We start from the raw sequence: 23,342 nt of genomic DNA on the forward strand, positions 1-23,342 counted from the left end.
CGGCGCCGTTCGGTCACGACACCGCTCAACCCGCGGCATCGCTCCGACAGCCCCTGCACGCGGGTGAGCGCCACCACGAGGTCCTCTTCGCGCTGGGTGGCGAGCTCGGCTGCGGTGGCCTCGGCCGCGGCGTCGAGCTCACCGATGGCACCGACGAGCTCGGTCTCGCTCTCGGCCAGGCGTCCTCGCTCGTCGGTCGCGGCCTGGCGACGCGCGTCGAGACCGGCGAGCTCGCGACCGACGAGGTGCAGGCGCAGCGCCCGCAGCTCCTCCGCCAGCGACGCGTGGGAGCGGGCCGAGGCCGCTTGTTTCTCGAGGGGCCGGATCTGTCGGCGCACCTCGCGCAGCAGGTCCCCGAGGCGGTCGAGGTTCTCCTCGGTGGCGGCCAGCCGGCGCTCGGCGCGCTCGCGGCGCCGGCGGTGCTTCAGGACGCCGGCCGCCTCCTCGATCACGGCACGCCGGTCCTCGGGGCGCGAGTCGAGGATGGCGCCGAGCTGCCCTTGGCTCACGATGACGTGCTGTTGGCGCCCGACGCCGGAGTCCGAGAGCAGCTCCTGGATGTCGAGGAGCCGGCACGGCTGCCCGTTGATGGCGTACTCGCTCTCCCCCGACCGGAACAGCGTCCGGGTGATGGTCATCTCCGCCAACCCGCCGGGGAGGCGGCCGGATCGGTTGTCGATGGTGAGCGACACCTCGGAGCGTCCCAGCGCGGGGCGGTCCGCGCTGCCCGCGAAGATGACGTCCTCCATCTTCGACGATCGCACGGTGCGCGGGCCTTGGGCGCCGAGGACCCATGCCACGGCGTCGACGACGTTGGACTTGCCGCTGCCGTTCGGGCCCACGACGACGGTGACACCGGGCTCGAGGAGCAGCGTCGACGGGTCCGCGAAGGACTTGAAGCCCTTGAGGGTGAGCGACTTCAGGAACACCGGGCGTCACCCTACCCGTCGCCCCCCGGCACGCGGTGATACCCGCGAGCGGCGCGCGCCGATCGGTGGGGCGGCGGGCCGACCCCCAGGTCAGGCGCGCCCCCCGGACCGGGCCCGGGTCGGATCTGCCCGGGTCGGATCTGCCCGGGTCAGATCTGGCAGTGCTCGCAGAGGAACGCGGAGCGGCTGTTCACCTTCACGCGCACCACGGGGTTGCGGCAGCGCCGGCACGCCTGCCCCTCGCGGTCGTACACCTGGTGCTGGCCCTGGTAGTCCCCGGTCTCGCCGTAGAGGTCGCGGTACTGCTCGTCGGCGAGCGACGAGCCCCGGTACTTCACGGCCTCCGACAGCGTCTCCACCATCGCCCGGTACAGGCGCCGGATCTCCTGGGCACTCAGGGAATTCGACCAGCGGTCGTAGCGCAGCCCGGCGGCGAACAGGATCTCGTCGGAGTAGATGTTGCCGATCCCCGCCACGAACTTCTGGTCCATGAGCAGCGTCTTGAGCGCCGTGGGGCGATCGGCCAGGAGCTGGCCGAAGCGGGCCCAGCTCATGACGTTCTCGAGGGGGTCGAAACCCAGGTGCGCGAGCTCGGGCACCTGGGCGGTGAGCTCGTCGGCGGTGGTGACGAACATCTCCCCGAAGGTGCGGGGGTCGACGAAGCGCAGCTGGCCGCCCTGGGTGAAGGTGATGATCACGTGCGTGTGCCGGCCGAGCGGGTCCTTGGGGCCCTTGGCCCGCAGCAGCTGGCCGCTCATGCCGAGGTGCACCACCAGCACGTCGTCGCCGTCGAGGCCGATGAGCAGGTACTTGCCGGCCCGGCGGATCGAGGCCACGCGCTTGCCTTCGAGCCGGCCCCGGAACTCCGGGCCGGTCTTGTGGCGGCGGATCGACCGCTTGCCCTTCACCTCCACCGACTTGATGCGCCGCCCCACGACCTCCTTGTCGAGGTCCCGCCGGATGGTCTCGACCTCCGGGAGCTCAGGCATCGCTGCCCACCCCCAGGTCGGCCGCCCGGTGGTCCTCGTGGCCCACCGGCTCGGGGCCGACGGCGGGGACGTCGTCGTCGACCAGCACCGTCCAGGCCAGACGGGCGGCGGCCTGCTCGGCGTCCTTCTTCGACCGCCCCTCGCCGGTGCCGAGATCCCGCCCGGCCACGAACAGGCGGGCGCGGTAGCGGCGGGCGTGGTCGGGGCCGGTCCCCTCCACCTCGTAACGGGGCAGCTGCCCCATCCGCCGCAGCACGAGCTCCTGGAGACGGGTCTTGAAGTCCTCGGCGCCCGGGCCGGCGGCCGACTCGTCGATACGGTCGTGGAGGAGGTCGAGCACCAGCCCCGCCGCGGCCGCGTACCCCCTGTCCAGATAGAGCGCCCCGATGACGGCCTCCACCGCGTTGGCGAGGATCGACGGCTTGGCGCGCCCCCCCGAGGCGTCCTCGCCCCGGCCCAGCAGGAGGGCGGGGCCGATGTCGAGCTCGGCGGCCACCTCTGCCAGCACGCCGGTGTTCACGACAGCGGCGCGCACCTTGGCCAGGGCGCCCTCGGGCAGCTGCGGGAAGGTGCGGAAACAGTGCTCGGCCACGACCAGGCCGAGCACGGCGTCACCCAGGAATTCGAGCCGCTCGTTCGACGGCACCCCCCCGGCCTCGGCACACCACGAGCGGTGCGACAGCGCCTGGGCGAGCAGCTGCCCGTCGTGGAACGTCGACCCGAGGCGCGCCGCCAGGGCGGCGAGCCCCGTACCGGCGTCGTCGGGCCCCGGCGCCGCGCCCGCGGGCTCGGAACCCACCAGGGCGCCACGGGCGCCCGGCCCGGCGCCCGTGGCGCCACCCAGACCGGCGGGGCCGTCGACCGTCTGTCAGCCCGCCCCTAGCTTGGCGACCACGTAGTCGACGGCGTCGCGCACGGTCCGGAGGTCCTCGAGGTCCTCGTCCTCGATGCGGAAGCCGACGGTGCGCTCGCCCAGCTCCTCCTCGAGCGCCTCGACCAGCTCGATCAGGGCGAGGGAGTCGGCGTCGAGGTCCTCGGCGAAGGACGACGACTCGCTGATGGCACCGGGCTCGATCTCCAAGATGTCGGCCAATTGGTCCCGGACCAGCTCGAACACCTCGTGGCGTTCCATCGGGCCCTTCTCCACGTGAGTCTCTGCTGGCACGGCGTCCCCTCGGGTGAGATGTCCTCGACATCCTATCCGGTCGGTCGCCCGCGGCCGATGAAAGCCCAGGTGAGAAGGGGTCTATGGCGGCGGGGCGACCGCCCGGGCCAGACGCTCGACCAGGCCCGCGGTGGCGACGTCGTGGGCCACGCGCACCGCGGAGACGATGGCCCGCTCGCCGGACGAGCCGTGGCTGATCACGCACACGCCGTCCACGCCCAGGAGCATGGCCCCGCCGATGCTGTCGGGATCGAACTCCGCCGCCAGGGGGGCGAGGCGTGGCAGCATCACCTCCGCCGCCCGCTTGGTGTCCTCGTCGGCGGCGAACGCCTCGAGCAGGGCGTCCATGAAGAACCGCAGCGAGCCCTCGAGGGTCTTGAGCGCCACGTTCCCCGTGAACCCGTCGGTCACCACCACGTCGGCCGGGGCGTGCAGCAGGTCGCGGCCTTCGACGTTGCCGACGAAGCGGATGCCGGGGGTCCGCTCCAGCAGGGCGTGGGTGTCCTTCACCAGGGGCGTGCCCTTCGACTTCTCCTCGCCGATGGACAGGAGCGCCACGGTCGGGTCCTCCACGCCGTAGCGCGCCGAGGAGTACGCCGCCCCCATCTGGGCGAACTGCACGAGCATGGCCTCGGTGCACTCGGCGTTGGCCCCGGCGTCGAGCAGGACGGCGGGGTGCGATCCGACCTGGGGGATGGGCGTGGCGATGGCCGGGCGCACGACACCCTTCAGGCGCCCCATGCGCAGCAGGGCGCTGGCCATGGCGGCCCCGGTGTTCCCCGCGCTCACCATCGCCAGGGCCCGGCCGTCGCGCACCGCCTCGGCCGCGCGCACCAGGGAGCTGTCCTTCTTCCGGCGCACCGACGACCCGGGGTCGTCGTCCATGGCGATGACCTCGGAGGCGGGGATGACCTCGATGCCGCCCGTGTCGCCGATCTGCTCCGGGGGGCCGACGAGGACGACGGGCACGCCGAGCTCGTCCACGGCACGCCGCGCCCCGGCGACGATGTCGTTCGGCGCGTTGTCGCCGCCCATGGCGTCCACCGCCACCGGCAGCCCGCCGGCGGGCGCCTCGGGCCGCGGCCGAGGCCGGGCCACTAGTCGATCTCGATCGCCTGCCGGCCCTTGTACCACCCGCACGTGGGGCAGACGAGGTGCGGGACCTTGGCGGTGTGGCACTGGGGGCACACGCTGCGCGCCGGCGGGCGCAGGACCCAGTTGGATGCCCGCCTGCTCCGGCTCTTCGCCTTGGAGGTCTTCTTCTTCGGGACGGCCATCGACGCTCACCTCGGGTCCGGAGCCGTCCACGATAGCCGCTGGCGCCGGAGGCCGGATTCGCTACCCGTCGCCGGCCGGCCCCCCGGGCCCGGCGCCGCCGCCGGGCACCCGCAGGACGTCGAGCGCGCCCCAGCGGGGGTCGCGTCGCGGCTCGCAGTGGCACGGCTCCTCGTTGCGGTCGGCGCCGCACTCCGGGCACAGCCCGCGACAGTCGGGACGGCACAGCGGCGCCGACGGCAGCTCGAGCAGCACGGCGTCGTGCACCAGCGGCTCGAGGTCGACCTCGTCGCCCTCGAGAGGGTACGTGTCCTCGCCGTCACCGCCCTCGGTGTAGAGCTCGCGCACGGCCAGCCGGAGCTGGCCCGATGCCGGCGCCAGGCAGCGACGGCACTCCCCCACCCAGGGCGCCACCACCGTGCCGGCCACCGAGACACCGCCCAGCACGGCCTCGACCACGACATCGGCCAGGAGCGACGCGCCCTCGGGCACCGCGCTGCCCGAGCAGTCGAGGCCCTCGACGGGGCCCCGGCGCTCCTCGTGCCAGCGCTCGCCGACCTCGCGGCGCAGCGCGGCGACGTGGACGACGAAGGGCCGGCCCGGCACGGCCGCTCAGCCTTCGTCCTGGTCGAAGAACCCCGCCTCTCCCTGGAGGGGGGAGGCCTCCGGACCGCCCCGGCGCGCCTCGCCGTCCTCGGGGAGCGGTGGCGGCACGGCCTGCAGCTTCTCGCGCCCCGACTGCACCGTCTTCAAGGTGCGCTCGAGGACGATCTCGAACGAGGCCAGCCGCTGGTCGCAGTAATCCTCGGCCTCGTGGCGCAGGCGACGGGCCTCCTCGCGCGCGTCGTCGAGTATGCGCTGGGCCACCTGGTTGGCCTGGCGGACGATCTCGGTGCGCTGCACCATGCGCTCGGCCTGGGCCCGCACGTCGTCGAGGAGGACGTCCGCCTCGCGCTGGCGCGAGGCCAGGAACTCGTCGCGCTCGCGCAGGAGCCACCGGGCCTGGCGCAGTTCGTCGGGGAGGCAGTCGAGCGCACTCTGCAGGAGGTCGAGCAGCTCCTGGCGGTCCACCAGCACCGAGGCCGACAGGGGCATGGTCCGCGCCGTGGACACCGTGTCGAGCGCGTGCTGGAGCAGGCCCTCGGCGCTGTCACCGCGCACGGGTGGCGCGTCGTCGACCCGGTCCTCGAGGAAGGCGTCGTCGCTCACGCGTCGAATTTCTTCTCGAGCCGGACCGCCACCGCCTTCGGCACGAAGGCGGAGACGTCCCCGCCGTAGCGCGCCACCTCCCGCAGCAGGCGCGACGCCACGAACGACACCGTCGAACTGGTGGGGATGAACAGCGTGTCGATGCCCGACAGCTGCCGGTTCATCTGCGCCATCTGCAGTTCGTTCTCGAAGTCCGACACGGCCCGCAGGCCGCGGATGATGGCGGTGGCGCCGATGTCGCGCGCCACGTTCACCACCAGGGTGGAGACCGACACGATCCGCACGTTGTCGAGGTGGCCGAGCGCGTCGGAGAGCATCTCTTCCCGCTCCACCAGGCTGAACAGGGGCTCCGCCTTCTGGGGGTTGCGCAGGGTCGCCACCACGACCTCGTCGAAGAGATGCCCGGCCCGCTCCACCACCTCGAGGTGGCCGTTGTGGAACGGGTCGAACGATCCGGGGAAGAGGGCGATGGTCACCGGGTGCCTTTCTGGGCTCCGAGGGATCGGACCACGGTGACGAGCGTACCGCCGTACCGCTTGTGCTTGACGGTCTCCCAGCCCCCGGGGGCCTCGACGGGCTGCCGGGTCTCGAGCACGGCCAGGGTGGCGTGGAGGCGGGCGAGCAGGGTGTCCCACGCCGAGAACTCGTAGGGCGGGTCGCACAGCGCGAGGTCGAATCGGTGGGGCCGCTCCAAGAAGCGCAGGGCGTCCTCCCGCACGACGCGAGCCCGGCCGCCGAGGCCCAACGTCGCCAGGTTGCCCTCGATGGCCCGCAGCGCCGCGGGGGCGCTCTCCACGAACACCGCCGACGCCGCCCCGCGCGACAGCGCCTCGATGCCCAGGGCGCCGCTGCCGGCGAACAGGTCGACGACCGCCGTCCCGTCGAGGTCGAGGAGGCTGCCGAGGACGTCGAAGATCGCCTCCCGCACCCGGTCGGCGGTGGGGCGGGTGGTCGTGCCCGCCGCCGTCTTGAGGGGCCGACCCCGGTGGTCGCCGGCGATCACGCGCACGGCGGCAGCGTAGCGGCGGGGCCCTGCGGTGCCCGGGGCGCCGTCAGCTCTTGCGCAGGTAGGTGGCCTCGTCCTCGTCCACGAACAACCGGACCTCGTCGGCCAGGCCGGCGTCGCCCCGGAGGTCGGGGTCGTCGGCCAGCATCGACTCCGCCACCCGCCGGGCGGCCTCCACCAGGGGGCGGTCGCCGCGCCGCAGCGAGGCCAGCTTCAGGTCGCTGCGGCCCTTCTGGCGGGTGCCGAGGATGGTGCCCTCACCCCGGAGCTCGAGGTCGACGTCGGCCAGCTCGAAGCCGTCGGTGCTGCGCTCGAGCGCCTCGAGGCGCGTGGCGGCCTCGGGCGAGGAGGTCTCGGCGAGCAGGTAGCACCACGACGGCCGCTCGGAGCGCCCGACCCGGCCGCGCAGCTGATGGAGCTGGGCGATGCCGAAACGGTCGGCGTCGCGCACCACCATGACCGTCGCCTCGGGGACGTCCACGCCCACTTCGATCACGGTCGTCGCCACCAGGACCTCGATGTCCCCGCGGCGGAAGCGCTCCATGACGCCTTCTTTGTCCGACGCTTTCAACTGCCCGTGCAGCAGGCCGATGCGCAGTCCGGCCAGCACCGTCGCCTCGAGGCGCTCGCGCTCCTCGGTGGCCGACGTGGCCTGGACGCGCTCGGAGCCCTCGACCAACGGGCACACGACGTAGGCGCGGTGGCCGGCGGCCACCTCGTCGCGGACCAGCCGCCAGGCGGCGTCCTGGTCGGCCGTCGCCCGCGCCCACACGGTGCGCACGGGCGTCCGTCCCGCCGGGAGCTCGTCGAGCTCGGTGACGTCGAGGTCGCCGAAGACCACCATGGCGGCGGTGCGGGGGATGGGGGTGGCGGTCATGACGAGCAGGTCGGGGTCGGCCCCCTCGCCGCCCGAGGCGTCGCGGCCCTTGGCCCGCAGGGCGTCGCGCTGTTCGACGCCGAAGCGGTGCTGCTCGTCGATCACGACGACCCCCAGGCTCGAGAAGCGGACCTCGTCGGTCAGCAGCGCATGGGTGCCGACGACCAGGTCGACGGTCCCGGCCCGCAGACCCTCGTGGAGCGCGGCCCGCTCGCGGGCCGGGGTGCGACTGGTGAGCAACGCCACCGCCAGCGGCCGCCGGCCGCCCAGGCGCCCGGGATCGGGCACGGCCAGGTCGGCGAGCAGGGCGCGCACGCCGAGGAAGTGCTGCTCGGCGAGGACCTCGGTGGGCGCCATGAGGGCGCCCTGGTGGCCGCCCTGCACCGCGACCAGCAGGGCCCACAAGGCCACCACGGTCTTCCCCGAGCCGACGTCGCCCTGCAGGAGCCGGTGCATGGGCAGGGCACCCGCCAGGTCGGCGCCGATCCCGGCCACGGCCCGTCGCTGGGCGTCGGTCAGCGGGAAGGGAAGCTGGGCGACGAACGCCCCCACCAGGTCGGGGCCACCGGGCGGGGGCGCCACCGCGTGCCGGATGCCGCGGGCGTCGCGCTCGAGGGCGTGGCGGCGCATCACGACCTCCAGCTGCAGGCGCAGCAGCTCGTCGAAGGCCAGCCGGCGCCGGGCGCGCTCGAGCTCGGCGAAGGTCGCCGGGGCGTGGATGCAGTGGAAGGCGCCGCCGCGGTCCATGAGGCCGAGCTCCACGCGCCAGGCCGCCGGGACGGGGTCGTGGAACGGGCCCGCCCGGCGCAGCGCCTCCTCCACCCACTCGCCGAACTCCCAGCCGGCGATGCCGGCCTTCTCCGAGGTCGGGTAGATGGGGACGATCCGGCCGGTGCGGTTCCCCACCAGGTCGACCACGGGGTTCGTGATCTGGCGCTTCCCTCGGTAGGTGTCGAGCTTCCCGAAGAACAGCGCCTCGGTGCCCACCGGCAGCTGCTTGGCCCGCCACGCCTGGTTGAAGAACGTGATGCGCAGCGTCCCGGTGCCGTCGTCCACGTCGAGCTCCACCAGGGCGCGGCCGTTGCGGGTGCGGCGTGCGCGCACCGCGGTCACGCCCGCCAGCACCAGGGACTCCTCGCCGATGCGCATGCCCGCCACGTCGGCCTGGCGGGTCCGGTCGATGTAGCGGCGCGGGTAGTGGGTGATGAGGTCGAGCACGGTCGCGATGCCGAGCGTCGACAGGGCGTCGGCCCGCTTCTCCCCCACCCGCTTGACCTCGCGCACCGCGATCGCGTCCAGGCGCCCCAGAGTCTGTCCGGCGGGCGCGGCCGTGGTCACTCGATGCTGAGCAGGTACGGGTACAGCGGCTGGCCGCCGTGGTGGACCTCGACGGCGACGTCGGGACGGTGCTCGGCCAGCCACTCGGTGACACGGCGCGTCTCCCCGGCCCCGGCGCCGTCGCCCTCGATGAGCGTGACGAGCTCGTGGTGGTCGCGCAGCAGCTTGCCGAGCAGCCCGCAGGTGGCCTCGGCGATGGAGTCACCCACCACCTCGATGCCGTCACGCGACAGGCCCATCCAGTCGCCGGTGCGGATGGGCCCGGCGGGCCCCGCCGCGTCGCGCACGGCCTGGGTCACCTCGCCCGCCACCACACGGCGCGCCGACTCCGCCATGGCGACGGCGTTGTCCTGCGCGCCGGCCTCGGGGTCGTACTCCAACAGCGCCGCGAACCCCTCGACGATGCCGCTCGTGGGCACCACCCGCACCGTCTTGGTGGCGAGCTCGCACACCTGCATCGCCACGGGCCGGATGTTGTCGTTGTTCGGCAGCAGCACCACCTCCTCGGAGGGGGCCGCCTCGACCACCGCGAGGATCTGGGCCGTGGACGGGTTCATCGACTGGCCGCCGGGCACGAGGAAGTGGACGCCGAGCGACCGGAAGATCCGGCCGATCCCCTCCCCGTTGGCGATGGCCACGACGGCGGTGCGCGGCGGCGGTCCCGTGTCGGCCGCGGCCGCGGCGGAGCGGGCCCCCTCCCGGACCCAGCGCTCCTCGTCGACCTGCTCGGCGAGGTCGGTGACCCTGATGTCGCGCGGCCGCCCGGCGTCGATGGCGGCCTCGATGGACGCGCCCACGTCGTTGGTGTGGATGTGGCAGTTCCACAGGCCCTCGCCGCCGACGACGACGATGGAGTCGCCGAGGCCCGCCCACACCTCTTTGAAGGCGGGGATGGTGTGGTCGGGCGCCTCCAGGAAGTACATGACCTCGTAGCGCAGGCCGTCCTCGGCGCCCGGCACCTCCTCCCCGAACCCCGCCTGCGGCAGGGCGTCGGCGGCCAGGGAACGGGCCATGGCCCGCACGGGTGGCGCCGGGGGCAGCGCCCGGCCGTCGAGCACGTTCAGGGCGGCGTCCAGCAAGAGCAGGTATCCCGCCCCGCCGGCGTCGACCACCCCCGCCTGGGCCAGGACGGGGAGCTGTTCGGGCGTGCGCGCCAGCGCCTCGGCCGCCGCCGCCCGGGCCGCCTCCACCACGGCCAGCAGGGACGCCCCACCGTGCGCCGACTGCCCGGCGCCCTCGGCCGCCGCCCGGGCGACGGTCAGGATGGTGCCCTCCACGGGGCGCAGCACCGCCTGGCGGGCGGCGTCGCTGGCGGCGGCGAGCGCCCGGGCCAGCTCCGTGCCGCCGATGGCGGTGTCGTCGACGGCGAGCGCTCCGGTGAGGCCGCGCAGCAGCTGGGACAGGATGACACCCGAGTTGCCCCGGGCCCCCATGAGCGATCCATGGGCGATGGCCTGGCACACCGCGGCCATGGGAGGATCCTCGTCGGCCGGGACGGGCGGGTCGGACGGGGCGCCGACCGTGGGCGACTCCAGGTGGACCAGGCCGTCCACGTGCGAGAGCTCCGCCACCACCGACTCCACCGTGAGGGCCATGTTGGTGCCCGTGTCCCCGTCGGGGACGGGGTAGACGTTCAGGGCGTTGAGCGCGTCCTGGTGGAGCCGCAGGGCGTGGCGGTAGGCGGCCATCGTCGACGCCAGGTGGCCCGCCCCGAGCCGGCTCAAGGTCTCCATGGCCGAGGATGCTAACCTTTGCGCCCGTCCGGATTACCCCCCCGAGGAGCGAGCGCGTCGTGGCTGCCGTGTGTGAAGTGTGTGGCAAGCACCCGTCGTTCGGCATGAGCCTCAGCCACTCGCACCGCCGCACCAAGCGGCGGTGGAACCCCAACATCCAGCGGGTCCGGGCTCTGGTGAACGGCACACCCCGCCGCCTCCATGTGTGCACCTCGTGCATCCGCGCCGGCAAGGTCACGAAGCCGCCTCGCCGCGTCGGCGCCCAGCCCTCCTGAGCACGCCACCTCCCGGCGCGCCCGGCCCCGGGCCGGGCGCCGGCAACGTCCCAGGTGGGCCCGCACGTCCCCGGCCGTCGTCGTTGCTCCGCGCCGTCGCAATTCGGTCGATTAGGGGCTTTGGCCCCTACAGCCGGTCCAGCGCGGTCATGATGCTGTCCACGTGATCGCCGCCCTCGTCGACCTCTCGCATCCGGGCCACTACCTGCACTGGGGGTTCATCCAGCTCAGCGTGGCCAACGCCGTGGTGATCCTGCTCATGGTCATCGTCTTCGCACTGGCCGTGGCGGTCCCCTTCCGCGCCGGGCGGAAGCACCGATGAGCGACACGATCCGCCCCGCGCCGGCGGGCCCCGAGCCGGTCGTCGACGAGGCCGGTGACTCGGCCGTCGCCGGCCTCGCCGAGCCGGTCGTCGACGACGCTCGCCCGCTGCCCGGCGACGAGCGGATGTGGAGCGCGCGTCTCCGGGGGGCCGCCATGCGCGCCCTGCCCCCCGGCAAACTCCTCCCCGACCGCCAGCCGAGCTACGTGGCGTCGTGGGTCTACATCTTCGGCGTCCTCACGCTGGCGGCCTTCGTGGTGATCCTGGTCTCGGGCGCGGTGCTCATCTTGAAGGGCCCGTCGTGGTGGCACCTGTCGACCACCGGTCTCTTCTTCAACAGCATCCACCTGTGGAGCGTGGAGCTGTTCTTCTTCTTCATGGTCCTGCACCTGTGGGGCAAGTTCTTCATGGCCGCGTGGCGCGGCAACCGGGCCCTCACCTGGATGACCGGGGTCCTGTGCTTCGTCATGTCCATCGGCGCCGCCTTCACCGGCTACCTGTCGCAGCAGAACTTCGACTCGCAGTGGATCTCGACGCAGGCGAAGGACGGCCTCAATTCCGTGGGCGTGGGGGCCTTCTTCAACGTGTTGAACTTCGGCCAGATGCTGCTGTGGCACGTGCTGCTCCTCCCGGTGGCCGTGGCGGCGATCGTGGGACTGCACCTGCTCATGGTCCGGCACCGTGGCGTCGTGCGACCGCTGCCGGCACGCGGGTCGCGCACCGGGCGCCACAGCGCCGGCGAGCGACCGGCGGTGGCGGGCACGGCGACGGCCGTCGCCGACGGCGGTGACCGGTGAGCGCGGCGACCGGCACACTCGGGTCGCGCACGCTGACAGAGGCGTCGCGCCAACCTGACCACACCCCTTGGGACGGCCCGAAGATCCGGTACGACCTCGCCAAGGAGTTCGTCATCGCGCTGGTGGTGATGGCGCTGCTGGCGGTGGTGCTGGCGGTGGTGTTCTCGTCGCCCGACGATCACCCCGTCACCATCCGGCAGTGGTCCCAGGCCACGCCCGGCGACTTCCTCGCCACCGCGGTGACCGAGCTCGACGGGTCGAGCGGCACCGCCGGCTACGGACCGCCCTACAACCCCTGGGCACCGGGCGAGGGCCAGAAGATCTTCCCGATCGGACTGCAGCGCTGGGCGGGTGTGCACATCCCGGTGAACACGGCCGACGACTTCGTGCTGTCGCCGCTACGCATCGCCGCGGCCAGCGACCCCACCCTGCACGCCGCGATCGCCCGGTACACGGCGGCCCCCGCCGACCAGCAGCAGGCCTGGACCACGGCCTACACCGCCGCCGTGGCCCACGTGGCCGTCAACGGCGCCACGGTGTCGCTGCGTCCCGGGCGCTACGGGCCGGTGGCGACCATGATGACGGGCCTGCTCGGGATGGCCCGGACCGGCAGTCTCGACGCCGACCTCCTGTCGTCGCCGCAGTTCTACGGCACCGACTACACGAAGCCCCTCCTGTTCATCGCCGACGGGTCGTTCCTCGCCGCCAAGGGGCAAGCCCAGCACCTGTCGGGCGACCAGTGGGGGATGATGAACGAGACCGGCAACTTCCCGGGCCAGGCGTGGCTGTGGCTCTACACCATGTGGTACCAGGTGTCGCCCTTCTCGACCTCGGCGAACGCCGACGCCCTGGTGTGGGCCCTCATGATGCTGCTCACCCTGGGGCTGCTCCTCGTGCCCTTCATCCCGGGCCTGCGCTCGATCCCCCGCGTCGTCCCGGTGTACCGGCTGATCTGGCGCGACCACTACCGCCGGCTGGCGGCCGAGCAGCAGTCGCTGTCCACCGGGGCCCCGCGCGCTCCCTGAGCGTTCGGCACGCCGCCGACCCCGCGCCGCCGGCACGGGGCACCCCGCCATACGGGCCCGGGCGCGCCCGGGCGCCGACGGGCACAATGCCTGCGTGGCAGCCGACGGCACGCGCATGACCAGCAGCCTCGGCACGGACACCGACGTCCTGCTCGCCGACGGCACCACTGCGCACGTCCGTGCCATCCGGCCCGACGACGCCGAGGGCCTGCGGGCGTTCCACGCCCGGTTGTCGCCCGAGAGCGTGATCCTGCGCTTCTTCGGCCCCCACCCCCGCCTGTCGGAGGCCGAGGTCGAGCGCTTCACCACCGTCGACGGCGTCGACCGCCTGGCGCTCGTGGCCGTGCGGGCGGGAGACATCGTGGCCGTGGCCCGCTACGACCGGTCACCGGGCAGCGACGCGGCCGAGGTCGCCTTCGTCGTCGACGACGCCTTCCAGGGCCGGGGCCTCGGGACCATCCTGCTCGAACACCTGGCCAGCGCGGCGAGGGCCCGGGGCGTGCGACGCTTCGTCGCCGACACGCTGTCGGAGAACTTCCGCATGCTCGGGGTCTTCCGCGACGCCGGGTTCGCCCGGCAGTTCACCCGGTCCTCCGACGTGATGCGCGTCGTGCTCGACATCGCGCCGACCGCCGCGGCCCGGGAGGCCGCCGACGAACGCGACCGGCAGGCGGTGGTGCGCTCCATGGATCGCCTGCTGCGGCCCGGCTCCATCGCCGTGGTGGGGGCGTCGCGCCACCCCGAGGCCCTCGGCCACCTCCTGGTCGCCAACCTGCTGGCCGGCGGGTTCACCGGGCCCGTCTACCCCGTGAACCCCTCGGCGACGTCGGTGGCCGACAGACGCGCCTGGCCGGGCATCGAGGACACCCCGGGTCCCGTCGACCTGGCCGTGGTGGCCGTGCCGGCGGACGCCGTGCGATCGGTGGTGGAGGCATGCGGTCGCAAGGGCGTCGGCGCCCTGGTCGTCATCAGCGCCGGGTTCGCCGAGACCGGCGCCGACGGGGCGGCGCGCCAACGCGAGCTGGCGGGCCTGGCCCACGCCAACGGCATGCGCGTGGTCGGGCCCAACTGCTTCGGCGTGCTCAACACCGATCCCCACGTCTCGATGAACGCCACCTTCGCCCCGGCCCCGCCGGGGCGCGGGCCCGTCGGCATTGCGTCGCAGTCCGGCGGCCTGGGCCTCGCCATCCTGGCGGAGGCCGGCGCCCGGGGGCTCGGGCTGTCGAGCTTCGTGTCCCTCGGCAACAAGGCCGACGTGAGCGGGAACGACGCCCTGCTGTGGTGGGAGCAGGACCCCGCCACCGAGGTGGTGCTGCTCTACCTGGAGTCCTTCGGCAACCCCCGGCGGTTCGCCCGGATCGCCGGGCGCCTGAGCCGGACCAAGCCCATCGTGGCCGTGAAGGCCGGGCGCAGCGCACCGGCGGTGCGGGGGGCCGCCTCCCGTACCGCCGCGCTGGCCGGCCCCGACCAGGCCGTGGAGGCCCTGTTCCGGCGGACCGGGGTGATCCGGGCCGACACCACCGAGGAGCTCTTCGACGTGGCTGCCGTGCTGGCGCTCCAGCCCCGGCCGCGCGGGCGGCGGGTGGGCATCGTGGGCAACAGCGGCGGACCGGGCGTGCTCGCCGCCGACGCCTGCGTGGGCCACGGGCTCGCGGTTCCCGAGCTGTCGGCGGCGGGGCAGGACGCCCTGCGCACCCTGCTCCCCGCCGGCGCCGGGGTCGCCAACCCCGTCGACCTCGTGGCCTCGGCGACGGCCGACGACTACCGGCGGGCGATCACGACGCTCGCCCGCAGCGGCGAGGTCGACGCCGTGCTCGTCATCTTCACACCGCCGGTGGTGACGCGCGTCCACGACGTGGCCGTCGCCGTGGCCCGTGCGACGGACGAGGCCTGCGACGCCGTCACCGTGGTGGCGAGCGTCCTCGGGACGACCGAGGCCAGGAGCGCGCTCCTCGGCGCGCGGCGCCCGGTGCCGTGCTTCACCTATCCCGAGACAGCGGCGCGTGCCCTGGCACTGTCCGCCGGGTACGAGGAGTGGCGGTCACGCCCGCCCGGGACGGAGCCCGTGCTCGACGACGTCGACCCCAACGCGGCACGGCGCGTCATCGAGACCTTCGCCACCGACGCGCCCGACGCGCCCGACGCGCCCGGGGCCGACGGGGCCGACGGGGCCGACGGGGCCGGGGACGGTACCTGGGTGACCGGCGCGCACGCCCGGGCGCTGTTGCGCGCCTACGGCGTCCCCACGGCCCCGGCCGGCGCCGGGACGCAACCGGGGGTCGCACCCGGGGTGCAGACCATCGCGGGCTTCGTGCAGGACCCGGCGTTCGGCCCCCTCATCCTCTTCGGGCTCGGCGGCACCGCCGTCGAGCTCCTGGGCGACACCGCCACCCGGCTGGCGCCGCTCACCGACGTCGACGCCCGCGAGCTCGTGCTCGGGCTGCGGGGTTCGGCCCTCCTGACGGGCTACCGGGGGAGCCCCCCCGTGGACGTCGACGCCCTCGTCGACCTGCTGCTCCGGCTGGGGCGCATGGCCGAGGACCTGCCGGAGCTCGCCGAGGCGGACTGCCACCCCGTCGTCGCCACGCCCGCAGGCGTTACGGTCGCCGACGCCCGGTTCCGCCTGCGCACCGCCCCCGAGCCCGCCGACGACCGCCGCCGTCTCCGCTGACCCCCACCCACGGCCCTCCACCAGGGACTTTCGGACCCGGTCGGGGGACCTTCGGCTCTGCCGGGCAGTCCACCGCGTCCGGCATCGTGGACCCAACGGACCGGGAACACCGGACCGGGCCCCGGCCGAGCGCCGGGGAGGACAAGGAAAAGGAGTCGACCATGCGGCGCAAGACGTTCGACATGATCCTCACAGCGGGCGGCGCGGTCCTGGTCGTCGTTCTTCTCGCCGCAGGTGGGCTGGGCCTGTGGGGCTACAGCTACGCCAACAGCAACGTCCACGACCAGCTGGCCCAGCAGCAGATCACGTTCCCGCCGCTCGGCAACGCGGCACTGGCGAGCCCGAAGATCGGCCCGTACCTGAACCAGTACGCCGGACAGCAGCTGCTGACCGGGCAGCAGGCCGAGGCCTACGCCAACCACTTCATCGCCGTGCACCTGAGCGAGATGCCGTACGGCGGCGTGTACGCCAAGGCGAGCGCAGCGGCGCAAGCCGACCCCACGAACACGACCCTCGCCGGCGAGGTGAACACCATCTTCAAGGGCACGACCCTGCGGGGCCTGCTGCTCGAGGCCTACGCCTTCTGGACGATCGGCCAGGTCGCCCTGGTGGGCGCCATCGTGTCCTTCGTCCTGGCGGGCATCATGCTCGTGCTGACGCTGCTCGGGATGTTCCACCTGCGGCGGGTGCCCGAGGACGCCGAGTTCCCGAAGGCGCATGCGGCGGACAAGGTGCTCGTCACCGCGTGACCTGAGCACCCGGGCCCACACCGGGCCCGAGGACGAACGACCGGCGGGGCGTCGCATCCGGCGCCCCGCCGGTCGCGCGTCCGTGGACCGACGCACACGGGCAGGCGCTGCGGGCGGCGGGCGGACGAGCCCGCACCGGCGCCCGCGGTCAGGACTTGTGCTTGCGCTCGGCGAGACGGGCGGCGTAGACCGCGGCCTCGGTCCGGCGCGCGAAGCCCATCTTCGACAACAGGTTGGACACGTAGTTCTTCACCGTCTTCTCGGCGAGGTAGAGCTCGTCGGCGATCTGCCGGTTGGTCTTGCCGTCGGCGATCAGCTCGAGGATGTTGCGCTCCTGGGCGGTGAGGCGCGCCAGCCGCTCGTCCTCCACGTTCTCGCCGCGCAGGCGCTCCATGACCTGCCGGGTGAGCGAAGGGTCGAGCAGCGACTCGCCGGCGGCCACGCGGCGCACCGCGGACACGAGGTCGCTCCCCTTGATCTGCTTCAGGACGTAGCCGCTGGCCCCGGCGAGGATGGCCGAGAACAGCGCCTCGTCGTCGGCGAACGAGGTGAGCATGAGGCACTTCAGGTCCGGCATGGCCGAGCGCAGGTCCCGGCACACCTCGACCCCGTCGCCGTCGGGGAGCCGGACGTCGAGCACGGCCACATCCGGCTTGGTCGACGGGACGCGGGCGAGCGCCTCCTGGGCCGTGGCGCCCTCGCCCACGACCGTCAGGTCGTCCTCGCTGTCGAAGAGCTCACGGAGCCCTCGCCGGACCACTTCGTGGTCGTCGAGAAGGAACACTCTGGTGGTCACGCCTCGCCCACCTTCCTGGCGTTCACGCCGAGATTCTGCCTAGCACACGGGCACGGGATCAGGACACCGCCGGCGGCGGCAGCGGCACCCCGGGCACCGGCGGCATCGAGCGCCGGACCCGCCACACGACCTCGGTGCCCCCCTCGGACCGGGGACGCACCTCGCACGACCCCCCGAGCAGCTTGGCCCGCTCCTCGAGCATGGGGATCCCCCGGCCGCCGGCCGCCGGCCGGGCGAAGCCCATGCCGTCGTCCACCACCCGCAGGACGAGCGTGGTGTCGTCCACCTGGACGTCGACCTCGAGCACGCCGGCGCGGGCGTGACGGGCCACGTTGCCGATCGCCTCGCGCAACGACACCAGGAGGTGCTCGACCGTCTCGGGTTCGAGGTCGTCGATGGGGCCGTCGAGGTCCACCCTGGTCTCGAGGTCCAACCCCGCGGCGGCATCGTCGACGAGCCCGAGGATCTCCTGGCGAACGGCGGCCCCGGTGATCCGCCGCGTCCGGTTCATGGCGAAGATCGTCGACCGGATCTGGCGGATCGTGTCGTCCAGGCCGTCGAGGGCCTCCTGGAGCCGGGCGGCGACGGCCGGCTTCCCCTCCAGGCGCATCGTCCCCTGCAGGGAGAGGCCGACGGTGAACAGACGCTGGATGACGCTGGCGTGCAGGTCCCGGGCGATGCGCTCGCGCTCCTCGGTCAGCGTCAGCTCGCGCAGCCGGCCATAGAGGCGCGCCTTGTCGATGGCCAGCCCTGCCGCCAGCCCGAGCGCCCCCACGACGCCCTCGTCGTCCTCGGTGAAGGAGTCCGCCCCCTGCTTGTCGCACAGATAGAGGTTGCCGAAGGCTCGGCCCCCCGCGGTGATCGGCGCCCCCAGGAAGGACCGCATGGGCGGGTGGCCCGGGGGGAACCCGGCGCGCTCGGGGTGCGCCTCCAGGTCGTCGAGGCGCAGGAGCCGGGGGTCCTTGATGAGCAGCCCGAGGATCCCGAGGCCCTCCGGCAGGGTGCCGATGGCGGCGGCGTCCTCGGGCGTCATGCCCACCGTGACGAACTCGCCGAGCCCGGTGCCCTCGGCGTCGAGAACCCCCAGCGCGCCGTAGGACGCACCGACCAGGTCCACGGCCGTCTGCGTGATGGTGCGCAGGACCACGGTCACGTCGAGGTCCTCCGCGACCAGCAACATGGCGTCGATGAGCGCCTGCAGCCGCTCCGGGTCACGGACCCGGTGGAATGGCACGTGGAGGAGCCTACGCCTCCTGTGGCGCCACCGGTACGGCTGATCAGACGACCTCGGGCGCCGACGGCGGCCTCCAGGCGTGCTCCCACCCGAGCGCAGGCACGGGGGCGCCCCCGAGGATGCGCTCGTCGCGATCGGCGGTGCACCTGCCGATCCGGACCGGGAGCCCCAGACCCGCCGCCGCGAACGCGGCCAGCAGACCGCCCGGGTCGGGCGTGGCCACGACGAGCTGGTAGTCCTCGCCGCCTCCCAGCGCCTCCTCGGACGTGGCCCCGGCGGCGACGGGCACCTCGTCGAGGCGGAACCCGACCGCCGACGCGTCGGCCACGTGGCCGAGGTCGGCCAGCAACCCGTCGGACACGTCGACCATGGCCGTGGCCCCCGCCAGCCGCGCCACCTCCCCCTCGGCCAGCCGCGCCCGGGGGCGGCGATGGGCGGCGACGAGCGCCTCCTCGTCGCCGGGGCGGGGTGCGCCCGCCGTGCCGGTCCCAGCTGTCCGAGCGGCTCGAGCGGCGCCGGCTCGGACCCCCGATGCCCGCGCCCGCAGCACCCGCAGGCCGGCGGCGGCCGCCCCGAGCGGCCCGGTCACGAAGAGGGTGTCGTCGGCGCCGGCCCCGGCGCGCCGGACGGGACCGGGGGTGGTCGCCACGTGGCCGATCACCGCCACGGCCACCACGACCTCCTCCGCGGTGGACAGGTCGCCCCCCACGATCGGGCAGCCGTGGGCCCGGGCGCAGCCGGCGATCCCGTCGTAGAGCAGGCCGAGGTCCGTGGTGGGCGGCCCGGCCACGGCCACGACGGCATGGCCCGCCCGGCCACCCATGGCCGCGATGTCGCTCACCGCCGCCGCCACCGCCCGCCACCCCAGGTCGGCGAGGCTCAGGACTTCCAGGTCGGCGTGGACGCCCGCCACCGCCATGTCCGTCGTCAGGAGGAGCCGGCCCTCGGCCGGGCCCAGCACGGCGGCGTCGTCGCCGATCCACACCTCCCCCGCCGGCGGCCCCGGCAGTCGCCGTCGCAGGGCCTCGATGGCGGCGAACTCACCGCCTTCTCCTCCCCCCGTCCCCGGCCCGCCACGTGGCGTGGCGCCAGAGTTGGGGCTGGGCATGTTCAATGCCTAGCATTGGTGTGCTCGAACAGCCGGCGGACCGCAACTCGTCGCGCCCAGACGCCCAGCCAAGCCCTTCGGAAGCCCGACCCACTCCCGCGAGGAGGTGCGGGCAGCCGGGCAGAGAGGACACACCCCGACAATGCCGCCGACCGCCAACCGAAAGCTCCTCGCCTGGGTCGAGGAGGTCGCCGCCCTCACGGCGGCCGACAGGGTGGAGTGGTGCGACGGCAGTGACGCCGAGTACGAGCGGATGTGCCAGCTGCTCGTCGACAGCGGCACCTTCACCCGGCTGTCGGAGGCCAAGCGGCCCCGGAGCTTCTGGGCCGGCTCGGACCCGGGGGACGTGGCCCGGGTGGAGGACCGCACCTTCATCTGTTCGAAGAACGAGGAGGACGCCGGGCCGACCAACAACTGGCGCGACCCCGACGAGATGCGGGCCACCCTCACCGACCTGTTCCGGGGTTCGATGCGGGGGCGCACCATGTACGTGGTGCCCTTCTCGATGGGCCCGCTCGGCTCGCCCATCGCCCACATCGGGGTGGAGATCACCGACTCCCCCTACGTCGCCGTGTCGATGCGGATCATGACGCGCATGGGCGCCGACGCCCTCAAGGTCCTCGGCGACGACGGCGATTTCGTGCCCTGCCTGCACTCCGTGGGCAGCCCGCTCGAACCGGGCCAGGCCGACGTGGCGTGGCCCTGCGACGCCGAGCGCAAGTACATCGTCCACTTCCCCGAGACGCGCGAGATCTGGTCCTACGGCTCGGGCTATGGCGGCAACGCGCTGCTGGGGAAGAAGTGCTTCGCCCTTCGCATCGCGTCGGCGATGGCTCGCGACGACGGCTGGCTGGCCGAGCACATGCTCATCCTCAAGCTGACCTCGCCTGAGGGCGACGTCCGCTATGTGACCGGCGCCTTCCCTTCGGCGTGCGGTAAGACGAACCTCGCCATGCTGGTCCCCACCGTCCCGGGGTGGAAGGTCGAGACCATCGGCGACGACATCTGCTGGATGAAGTTCGGCGACGACGGCCGCCTCTACGCCATCAACCCCGAGGCCGGCTTCTTCGGGGTGGCCCCCGGCACGAGCACCGAGACCAACCCCAACGCCATCGAGACGCTGCACAGCAACTGCATCTTCACCAACACCGCCCTCACCGACGACCGCGATGTGTGGTGGGAGGGCATGTCGACGACGCCGCCCGCGCACCTCACCGACTGGACCGGCCACGACTGGACCCCCGACGCCGCCACGCCCGCCGCCCATCCCAACGCCCGCTTCACGGTGCCCGCCAGCCAGAACCCGGCCTGCGCGCCGGAGTGGGAGGACCCGCGGGGCGTGCCCATCTCCGCCATCCTCTTCGGTGGGCGGCGCCGGTCGGCCGTGCCGTTGGTCACCGAGTCCTTCGATTGGGCCCACGGGGTCTTCCTCGGCTCGATCCTGTCGTCGGAGACCACCGCCGCGGCGGCGGGGGCGGTGGGCAACCTCCGGCGCGACCCCTTCGCCATGCTCCCGTTCTGCGGGTACAACATGGCCGACTACTTCGCCCACTGGCTGCGCATCGGCAAGTCGGCCGACGAGAGCGCGCTGCCGCGTATCTACTACGTCAACTGGTTCCGCAAGGACGCCGACGGCCGCTTCCTGTGGCCGGGATACGGCGAGAACTCGCGGGTGCTGGCCTGGATCGTGGAGCGCACCACCGGGCGCGCCGGGGCCGCGACCACGCCCCTCGGCAACGTGCCGTCGACCGATGCCCTCGACACCGAGGGACTCGACATGTCGGGGGCGGACCTGGCCGAGTTGCTGCGCGTCGACGCCGACGAGTGGCGCGCCGAGGTCCCCCTCATCCGCGAGCACTACGCCCGCTTCGGCGACCGCCTGCCGGCCGAGCTGGCCGAGCAACTCGACGCACTCGAGAACCGGCTGGGCTGACGTGCCCCTCTGGCCTGAACCGGGGTGCCTGACCAGGTCTCCTGAACCGGGGCGCTGACGCGGGTCGCCTGAACCGGATCGTCTGACGCTGGTCGCCTGATGCTGGTCGCCTGACCCAGGAAGGCGGTACGGCGCCGGCTCAGGCGCTCAGGGCGCCACCCACCGGTGGCGCAGGGCACGTCGACTGGTCAGGTACGACAGGCCCGACACGGCCGCCACGGCGGCGATCACGATGTCGCCGGCCCCGAGCGGCAGGTTGGTCACCACGGGCAGCAGGGCCCCGAGGACCCACACGAGTTGCAAACGCGTCTCGAAGCGCGCGAATGCCCTGCCCTGTCCGCTGGTCGGGACGTAGCGCTGCACCAGCGCGTCGAACGCCGGCTTGGCCGCGGCCGAGGCCAGGCCGATCACGAACGCCAGCAGGACCTGGATGACGATGCCCCCGACGAGGCCCGCCACCGCGCCCGCCAGCGCCACCAGCCAGATGGAGAGGGCGAGCATCTGCGGCTCGGTCAGGACGCGTCGGGCCCTCGGCACGAGGATCACGCCGACGAGGGCGCCGGCCGTCGACGCCGCCAGCATGAGGCCCAACCACGCCTTGTCGTCCGCGATGTGCATCCGTCGCAACGAGAACGCCAGCAGGAAGGTGAGGAACCCCACCAGGCCGCGCAGGATGGACATCGCCGACAGCGCCAGGATGACCTCGGGGTGGGTGTTCACCCGCGGCCCCAGTGCCCCGATCGGCGTGTCCTCGTCGTGCTCCGGGGCGTGGGCGTCGGTGGCGTGGGTGGCTGGCGCCGTCACCGATGCGGCGACCGCGGGCCTGCCGGTGGTGGGGTACGGCCCGTCGCCCCAGGCGCGGCGCAGGGTGCGGCCGACGGGCAGGCGCAGTGCCGCCACGGTGCCCGCCACGAAGACCACCATGTCCAAGCGCAGCACCCAGGGGCCGCCGAAGAGCTGGAGCACGGCGACGCCGGGGATGGCCGCCGCGAACCCCGCCAGCGAGGCCAGGAGCCCCAGCCGGGCGTTGGCCGTGGCCAGCTGGTTGCCGTCGGCGGGGGGCACGCCGGTGCCGTCGGGAGCGCCGGGCCCGTCCCCACCGGCGCCGACCGCCCACGGGGCGCCGACCATGAGGGGGACGAGCGACCCCTTCGTGACGAGGTACACCTTGGACAGCACCAGCATGGCGAACGCCTCGGGGAACAGCAGGAGGCTGCCCAGCGCGCCCGCCATGAACAGCGACATCACCGCCCGGGCGGCGGCCGACACCGCCACCGTGGCCCGCCGGGCCCCGCGGCTGCGGTCGATGACCGGGCCCAGCAGCGGCGCCACCACCGCGAAGGGCGCCATGGTGAGCAGGAGGTAGAGGATCACCTTGCCCTTGGCGGCGTCCGGGGAGATGTTGAAGAACAACGACCCGGCGAGCGAGATGGCGACCAGGGTGTCCCCGGCGGTGAGGACGACGTGCGCCAGGGCCAGGCGGCCGAACGGCGTCCGCTGGTCGAGGAGGGCAGCGAGGGCATCACGCACCTGGCGCGCGATGCGGGCCGACGCCTCACGCCCTCGACCTGGCACCCGGCCAGACTACGACCCGGTGGCGGCGGTCCCGTCGCCACTACGATGACACCAGGCCCGGGGGTCCGTGGGGCCGGCTCGACGGAGGAGGCCGCCATGGCGGTGACCGCATACGTGCTGATCCAGACCGAGGTCGGCAAGGCCGCGTACGTCGCGCAGCAGGTGCGTGGCATCGACGGGGTCGTGTCGGCCGAGGACGTGACCGGGCCCTACGACGTGATCGTGCGCACCCAGGCGGCGTCGGTCGACGACCTCGGGCGCATGGTGGTGAGCCACATCCAGCTCATCGAGGGGATCACCCGCACGGTGACCTGCCCCGTCGTGAACCTCTGAGCC

Annotated in this window: 24 protein-coding genes; 8 read left to right on the forward strand and 16 right to left on the reverse strand. The window is 73.7% G+C overall.

Annotated features, from left to right (window positions below):
• The 12 genes from VMV22_04295 to VMV22_04350 all read right to left on the reverse strand — a co-directional run.
• Positions 1 to 929: AAA family ATPase (locus tag VMV22_04295; protein ID HUY21541.1), on the reverse strand; the 929-nt coding region annotated here is incomplete at its 3' end.
• A 149-nt stretch (positions 930 to 1,078) separates the two neighbouring features.
• Positions 1,079 to 1,918, reverse strand: coding sequence for a bifunctional DNA-formamidopyrimidine glycosylase/DNA-(apurinic or apyrimidinic site) lyase (gene mutM, locus VMV22_04300; GenBank protein HUY21542.1), 840 nt, complete (start codon positions 1,916 to 1,918; stop codon positions 1,079 to 1,081).
• Positions 1,911 to 2,717, reverse strand: a complete 807-nt coding sequence (gene rnc / locus VMV22_04305) for a ribonuclease III (protein ID HUY21543.1) — start codon at positions 2,715 to 2,717, stop codon at positions 1,911 to 1,913. Before rnc ends, mutM begins: the two co-directional genes overlap by 8 nt.
• Before the next feature lie 69 nt (positions 2,718 to 2,786).
• On the reverse strand, positions 2,787 to 3,050 hold the full coding sequence (locus tag VMV22_04310) for an acyl carrier protein (GenBank protein ID HUY21544.1): 264 nt from the start codon (positions 3,048 to 3,050) through the stop codon (positions 2,787 to 2,789).
• Positions 3,051 to 3,164: 114 nt separating this feature from the next.
• Positions 3,165 to 4,133, reverse strand: coding sequence for a phosphate acyltransferase PlsX (gene plsX, locus VMV22_04315; GenBank protein ID HUY21545.1), 969 nt, complete (start codon positions 4,131 to 4,133; stop codon positions 3,165 to 3,167).
• Positions 4,134 to 4,180: 47 nt separating this feature from the next.
• Positions 4,181 to 4,360 (reverse strand): 50S ribosomal protein L32, encoded by a 180-nt coding sequence (gene rpmF, locus VMV22_04320; protein ID HUY21546.1) that lies wholly within the window; start codon positions 4,358 to 4,360, stop codon positions 4,181 to 4,183.
• Positions 4,361 to 4,421: 61 nt separating this feature from the next.
• A complete protein-coding gene (locus VMV22_04325; protein ID HUY21547.1) occupies positions 4,422 to 4,964 on the reverse strand; it encodes a DUF177 domain-containing protein in 543 nt (180 codons plus the stop codon).
• Positions 4,965 to 4,970: 6 nt separating this feature from the next.
• The gene (locus VMV22_04330) at positions 4,971 to 5,567 is read right to left on the reverse strand and encodes a hypothetical protein (GenBank protein HUY21548.1); all 597 of its coding nucleotides are present in this window, start codon (positions 5,565 to 5,567) and stop codon (positions 4,971 to 4,973) included.
• Positions 5,564 to 6,043, reverse strand: a complete 480-nt coding sequence (gene coaD, locus VMV22_04335) for a pantetheine-phosphate adenylyltransferase (protein HUY21549.1) — start codon at positions 6,041 to 6,043, stop codon at positions 5,564 to 5,566. Before coaD ends, VMV22_04330 begins: the two co-directional genes overlap by 4 nt.
• On the reverse strand, positions 6,040 to 6,576 hold the full coding sequence (gene rsmD / locus VMV22_04340) for a 16S rRNA (guanine(966)-N(2))-methyltransferase RsmD (GenBank protein ID HUY21550.1): 537 nt from the start codon (positions 6,574 to 6,576) through the stop codon (positions 6,040 to 6,042). Before rsmD ends, coaD begins: the two co-directional genes overlap by 4 nt.
• 43 nt (positions 6,577 to 6,619) lie before the next feature.
• Positions 6,620 to 8,734: an ATP-dependent DNA helicase RecG gene (gene recG, locus VMV22_04345; GenBank protein HUY21551.1), complete on the reverse strand. Its 2,115-nt coding sequence runs from the start codon at positions 8,732 to 8,734 to the stop codon at positions 6,620 to 6,622.
• A gap of 50 nt (positions 8,735 to 8,784) precedes the next feature.
• Positions 8,785 to 10,521 carry a DAK2 domain-containing protein gene (locus VMV22_04350; protein ID HUY21552.1) on the reverse strand — a complete coding sequence of 579 codons (1,737 nt, stop codon included), beginning with the start codon at positions 10,519 to 10,521 and terminating at the stop codon, positions 8,785 to 8,787.
• Between the two features lie 59 nt (positions 10,522 to 10,580).
• Between VMV22_04350 and rpmB the strand changes: the two genes are divergently transcribed.
• From rpmB to VMV22_04380, 6 genes are all read left to right on the forward strand, one after another.
• The gene (gene rpmB / locus VMV22_04355) at positions 10,581 to 10,796 is read left to right on the forward strand and encodes a 50S ribosomal protein L28 (GenBank protein HUY21553.1); all 216 of its coding nucleotides are present in this window, start codon (positions 10,581 to 10,583) and stop codon (positions 10,794 to 10,796) included.
• A gap of 163 nt (positions 10,797 to 10,959) precedes the next feature.
• On the forward strand, positions 10,960 to 11,118 hold the full coding sequence (locus VMV22_04360) for a hypothetical protein (protein ID HUY21554.1): 159 nt from the start codon (positions 10,960 to 10,962) through the stop codon (positions 11,116 to 11,118).
• Positions 11,115 to 11,915 carry a cytochrome b N-terminal domain-containing protein gene (locus VMV22_04365; GenBank protein ID HUY21555.1) on the forward strand — a complete coding sequence of 267 codons (801 nt, stop codon included), beginning with the start codon at positions 11,115 to 11,117 and terminating at the stop codon, positions 11,913 to 11,915. Before VMV22_04360 ends, VMV22_04365 begins: the two co-directional genes overlap by 4 nt.
• Positions 11,912 to 12,940 carry a hypothetical protein gene (locus VMV22_04370; protein ID HUY21556.1) on the forward strand — a complete coding sequence of 343 codons (1,029 nt, stop codon included), beginning with the start codon at positions 11,912 to 11,914 and terminating at the stop codon, positions 12,938 to 12,940. Before VMV22_04365 ends, VMV22_04370 begins: the two co-directional genes overlap by 4 nt.
• Before the next feature lie 94 nt (positions 12,941 to 13,034).
• Positions 13,035 to 15,611: a GNAT family N-acetyltransferase gene (locus VMV22_04375; protein ID HUY21557.1), complete on the forward strand. Its 2,577-nt coding sequence runs from the start codon at positions 13,035 to 13,037 to the stop codon at positions 15,609 to 15,611.
• A 161-nt stretch (positions 15,612 to 15,772) separates the two neighbouring features.
• Positions 15,773 to 16,360, forward strand: coding sequence for a hypothetical protein (locus tag VMV22_04380; GenBank protein ID HUY21558.1), 588 nt, complete (start codon positions 15,773 to 15,775; stop codon positions 16,358 to 16,360).
• Positions 16,361 to 16,508: 148 nt separating this feature from the next.
• Here VMV22_04380 and VMV22_04385 read toward each other — a convergent pair whose 3' ends face one another.
• The 3 genes from VMV22_04385 to thiL are packed head-to-tail and all read right to left on the reverse strand — an operon-like array spanning position 16,509 to position 19,498.
• Positions 16,509 to 17,156 carry a response regulator transcription factor gene (locus VMV22_04385; protein ID HUY21559.1) on the reverse strand — a complete coding sequence of 216 codons (648 nt, stop codon included), beginning with the start codon at positions 17,154 to 17,156 and terminating at the stop codon, positions 16,509 to 16,511.
• Positions 17,157 to 17,214: 58 nt separating this feature from the next.
• Entirely contained in the window at positions 17,215 to 18,390 is a 1,176-nt protein-coding gene (locus VMV22_04390) for a GAF domain-containing protein (protein ID HUY21560.1), read from the reverse strand.
• A gap of 43 nt (positions 18,391 to 18,433) precedes the next feature.
• Complete coding sequence (thiL, locus tag VMV22_04395) at positions 18,434 to 19,498, reverse strand: thiamine-phosphate kinase (GenBank protein HUY21561.1); 1,065 nt, start codon at positions 19,496 to 19,498, stop codon at positions 18,434 to 18,436.
• A gap of 142 nt (positions 19,499 to 19,640) precedes the next feature.
• Between thiL and VMV22_04400 the strand changes: the two genes are divergently transcribed.
• On the forward strand, positions 19,641 to 21,431 hold the full coding sequence (locus tag VMV22_04400; GenBank protein ID HUY21562.1) for a phosphoenolpyruvate carboxykinase (GTP): 1,791 nt from the start codon (positions 19,641 to 19,643) through the stop codon (positions 21,429 to 21,431).
• A gap of 147 nt (positions 21,432 to 21,578) precedes the next feature.
• Here the strand turns inward: VMV22_04400 and VMV22_04405 are convergent, their stop codons facing one another.
• Positions 21,579 to 23,006, reverse strand: a complete 1,428-nt coding sequence (locus VMV22_04405; GenBank protein HUY21563.1) for a hypothetical protein — start codon at positions 23,004 to 23,006, stop codon at positions 21,579 to 21,581.
• Positions 23,007 to 23,102: 96 nt separating this feature from the next.
• Here VMV22_04405 and VMV22_04410 point away from each other — a divergent pair, with 96 nt between their 5' ends.
• Positions 23,103 to 23,339, forward strand: a complete 237-nt coding sequence (locus VMV22_04410; GenBank protein HUY21564.1) for an Lrp/AsnC ligand binding domain-containing protein — start codon at positions 23,103 to 23,105, stop codon at positions 23,337 to 23,339.
• The last annotated feature ends 3 nt before the right edge of the window (positions 23,340 to 23,342 follow it).

The sequence above is a fragment of the Acidimicrobiales bacterium genome (assembly GCA_035531755.1).
Taxonomy (GTDB): Bacteria; Actinomycetota; Acidimicrobiia; order Acidimicrobiales; family UBA8190; genus DATKSK01.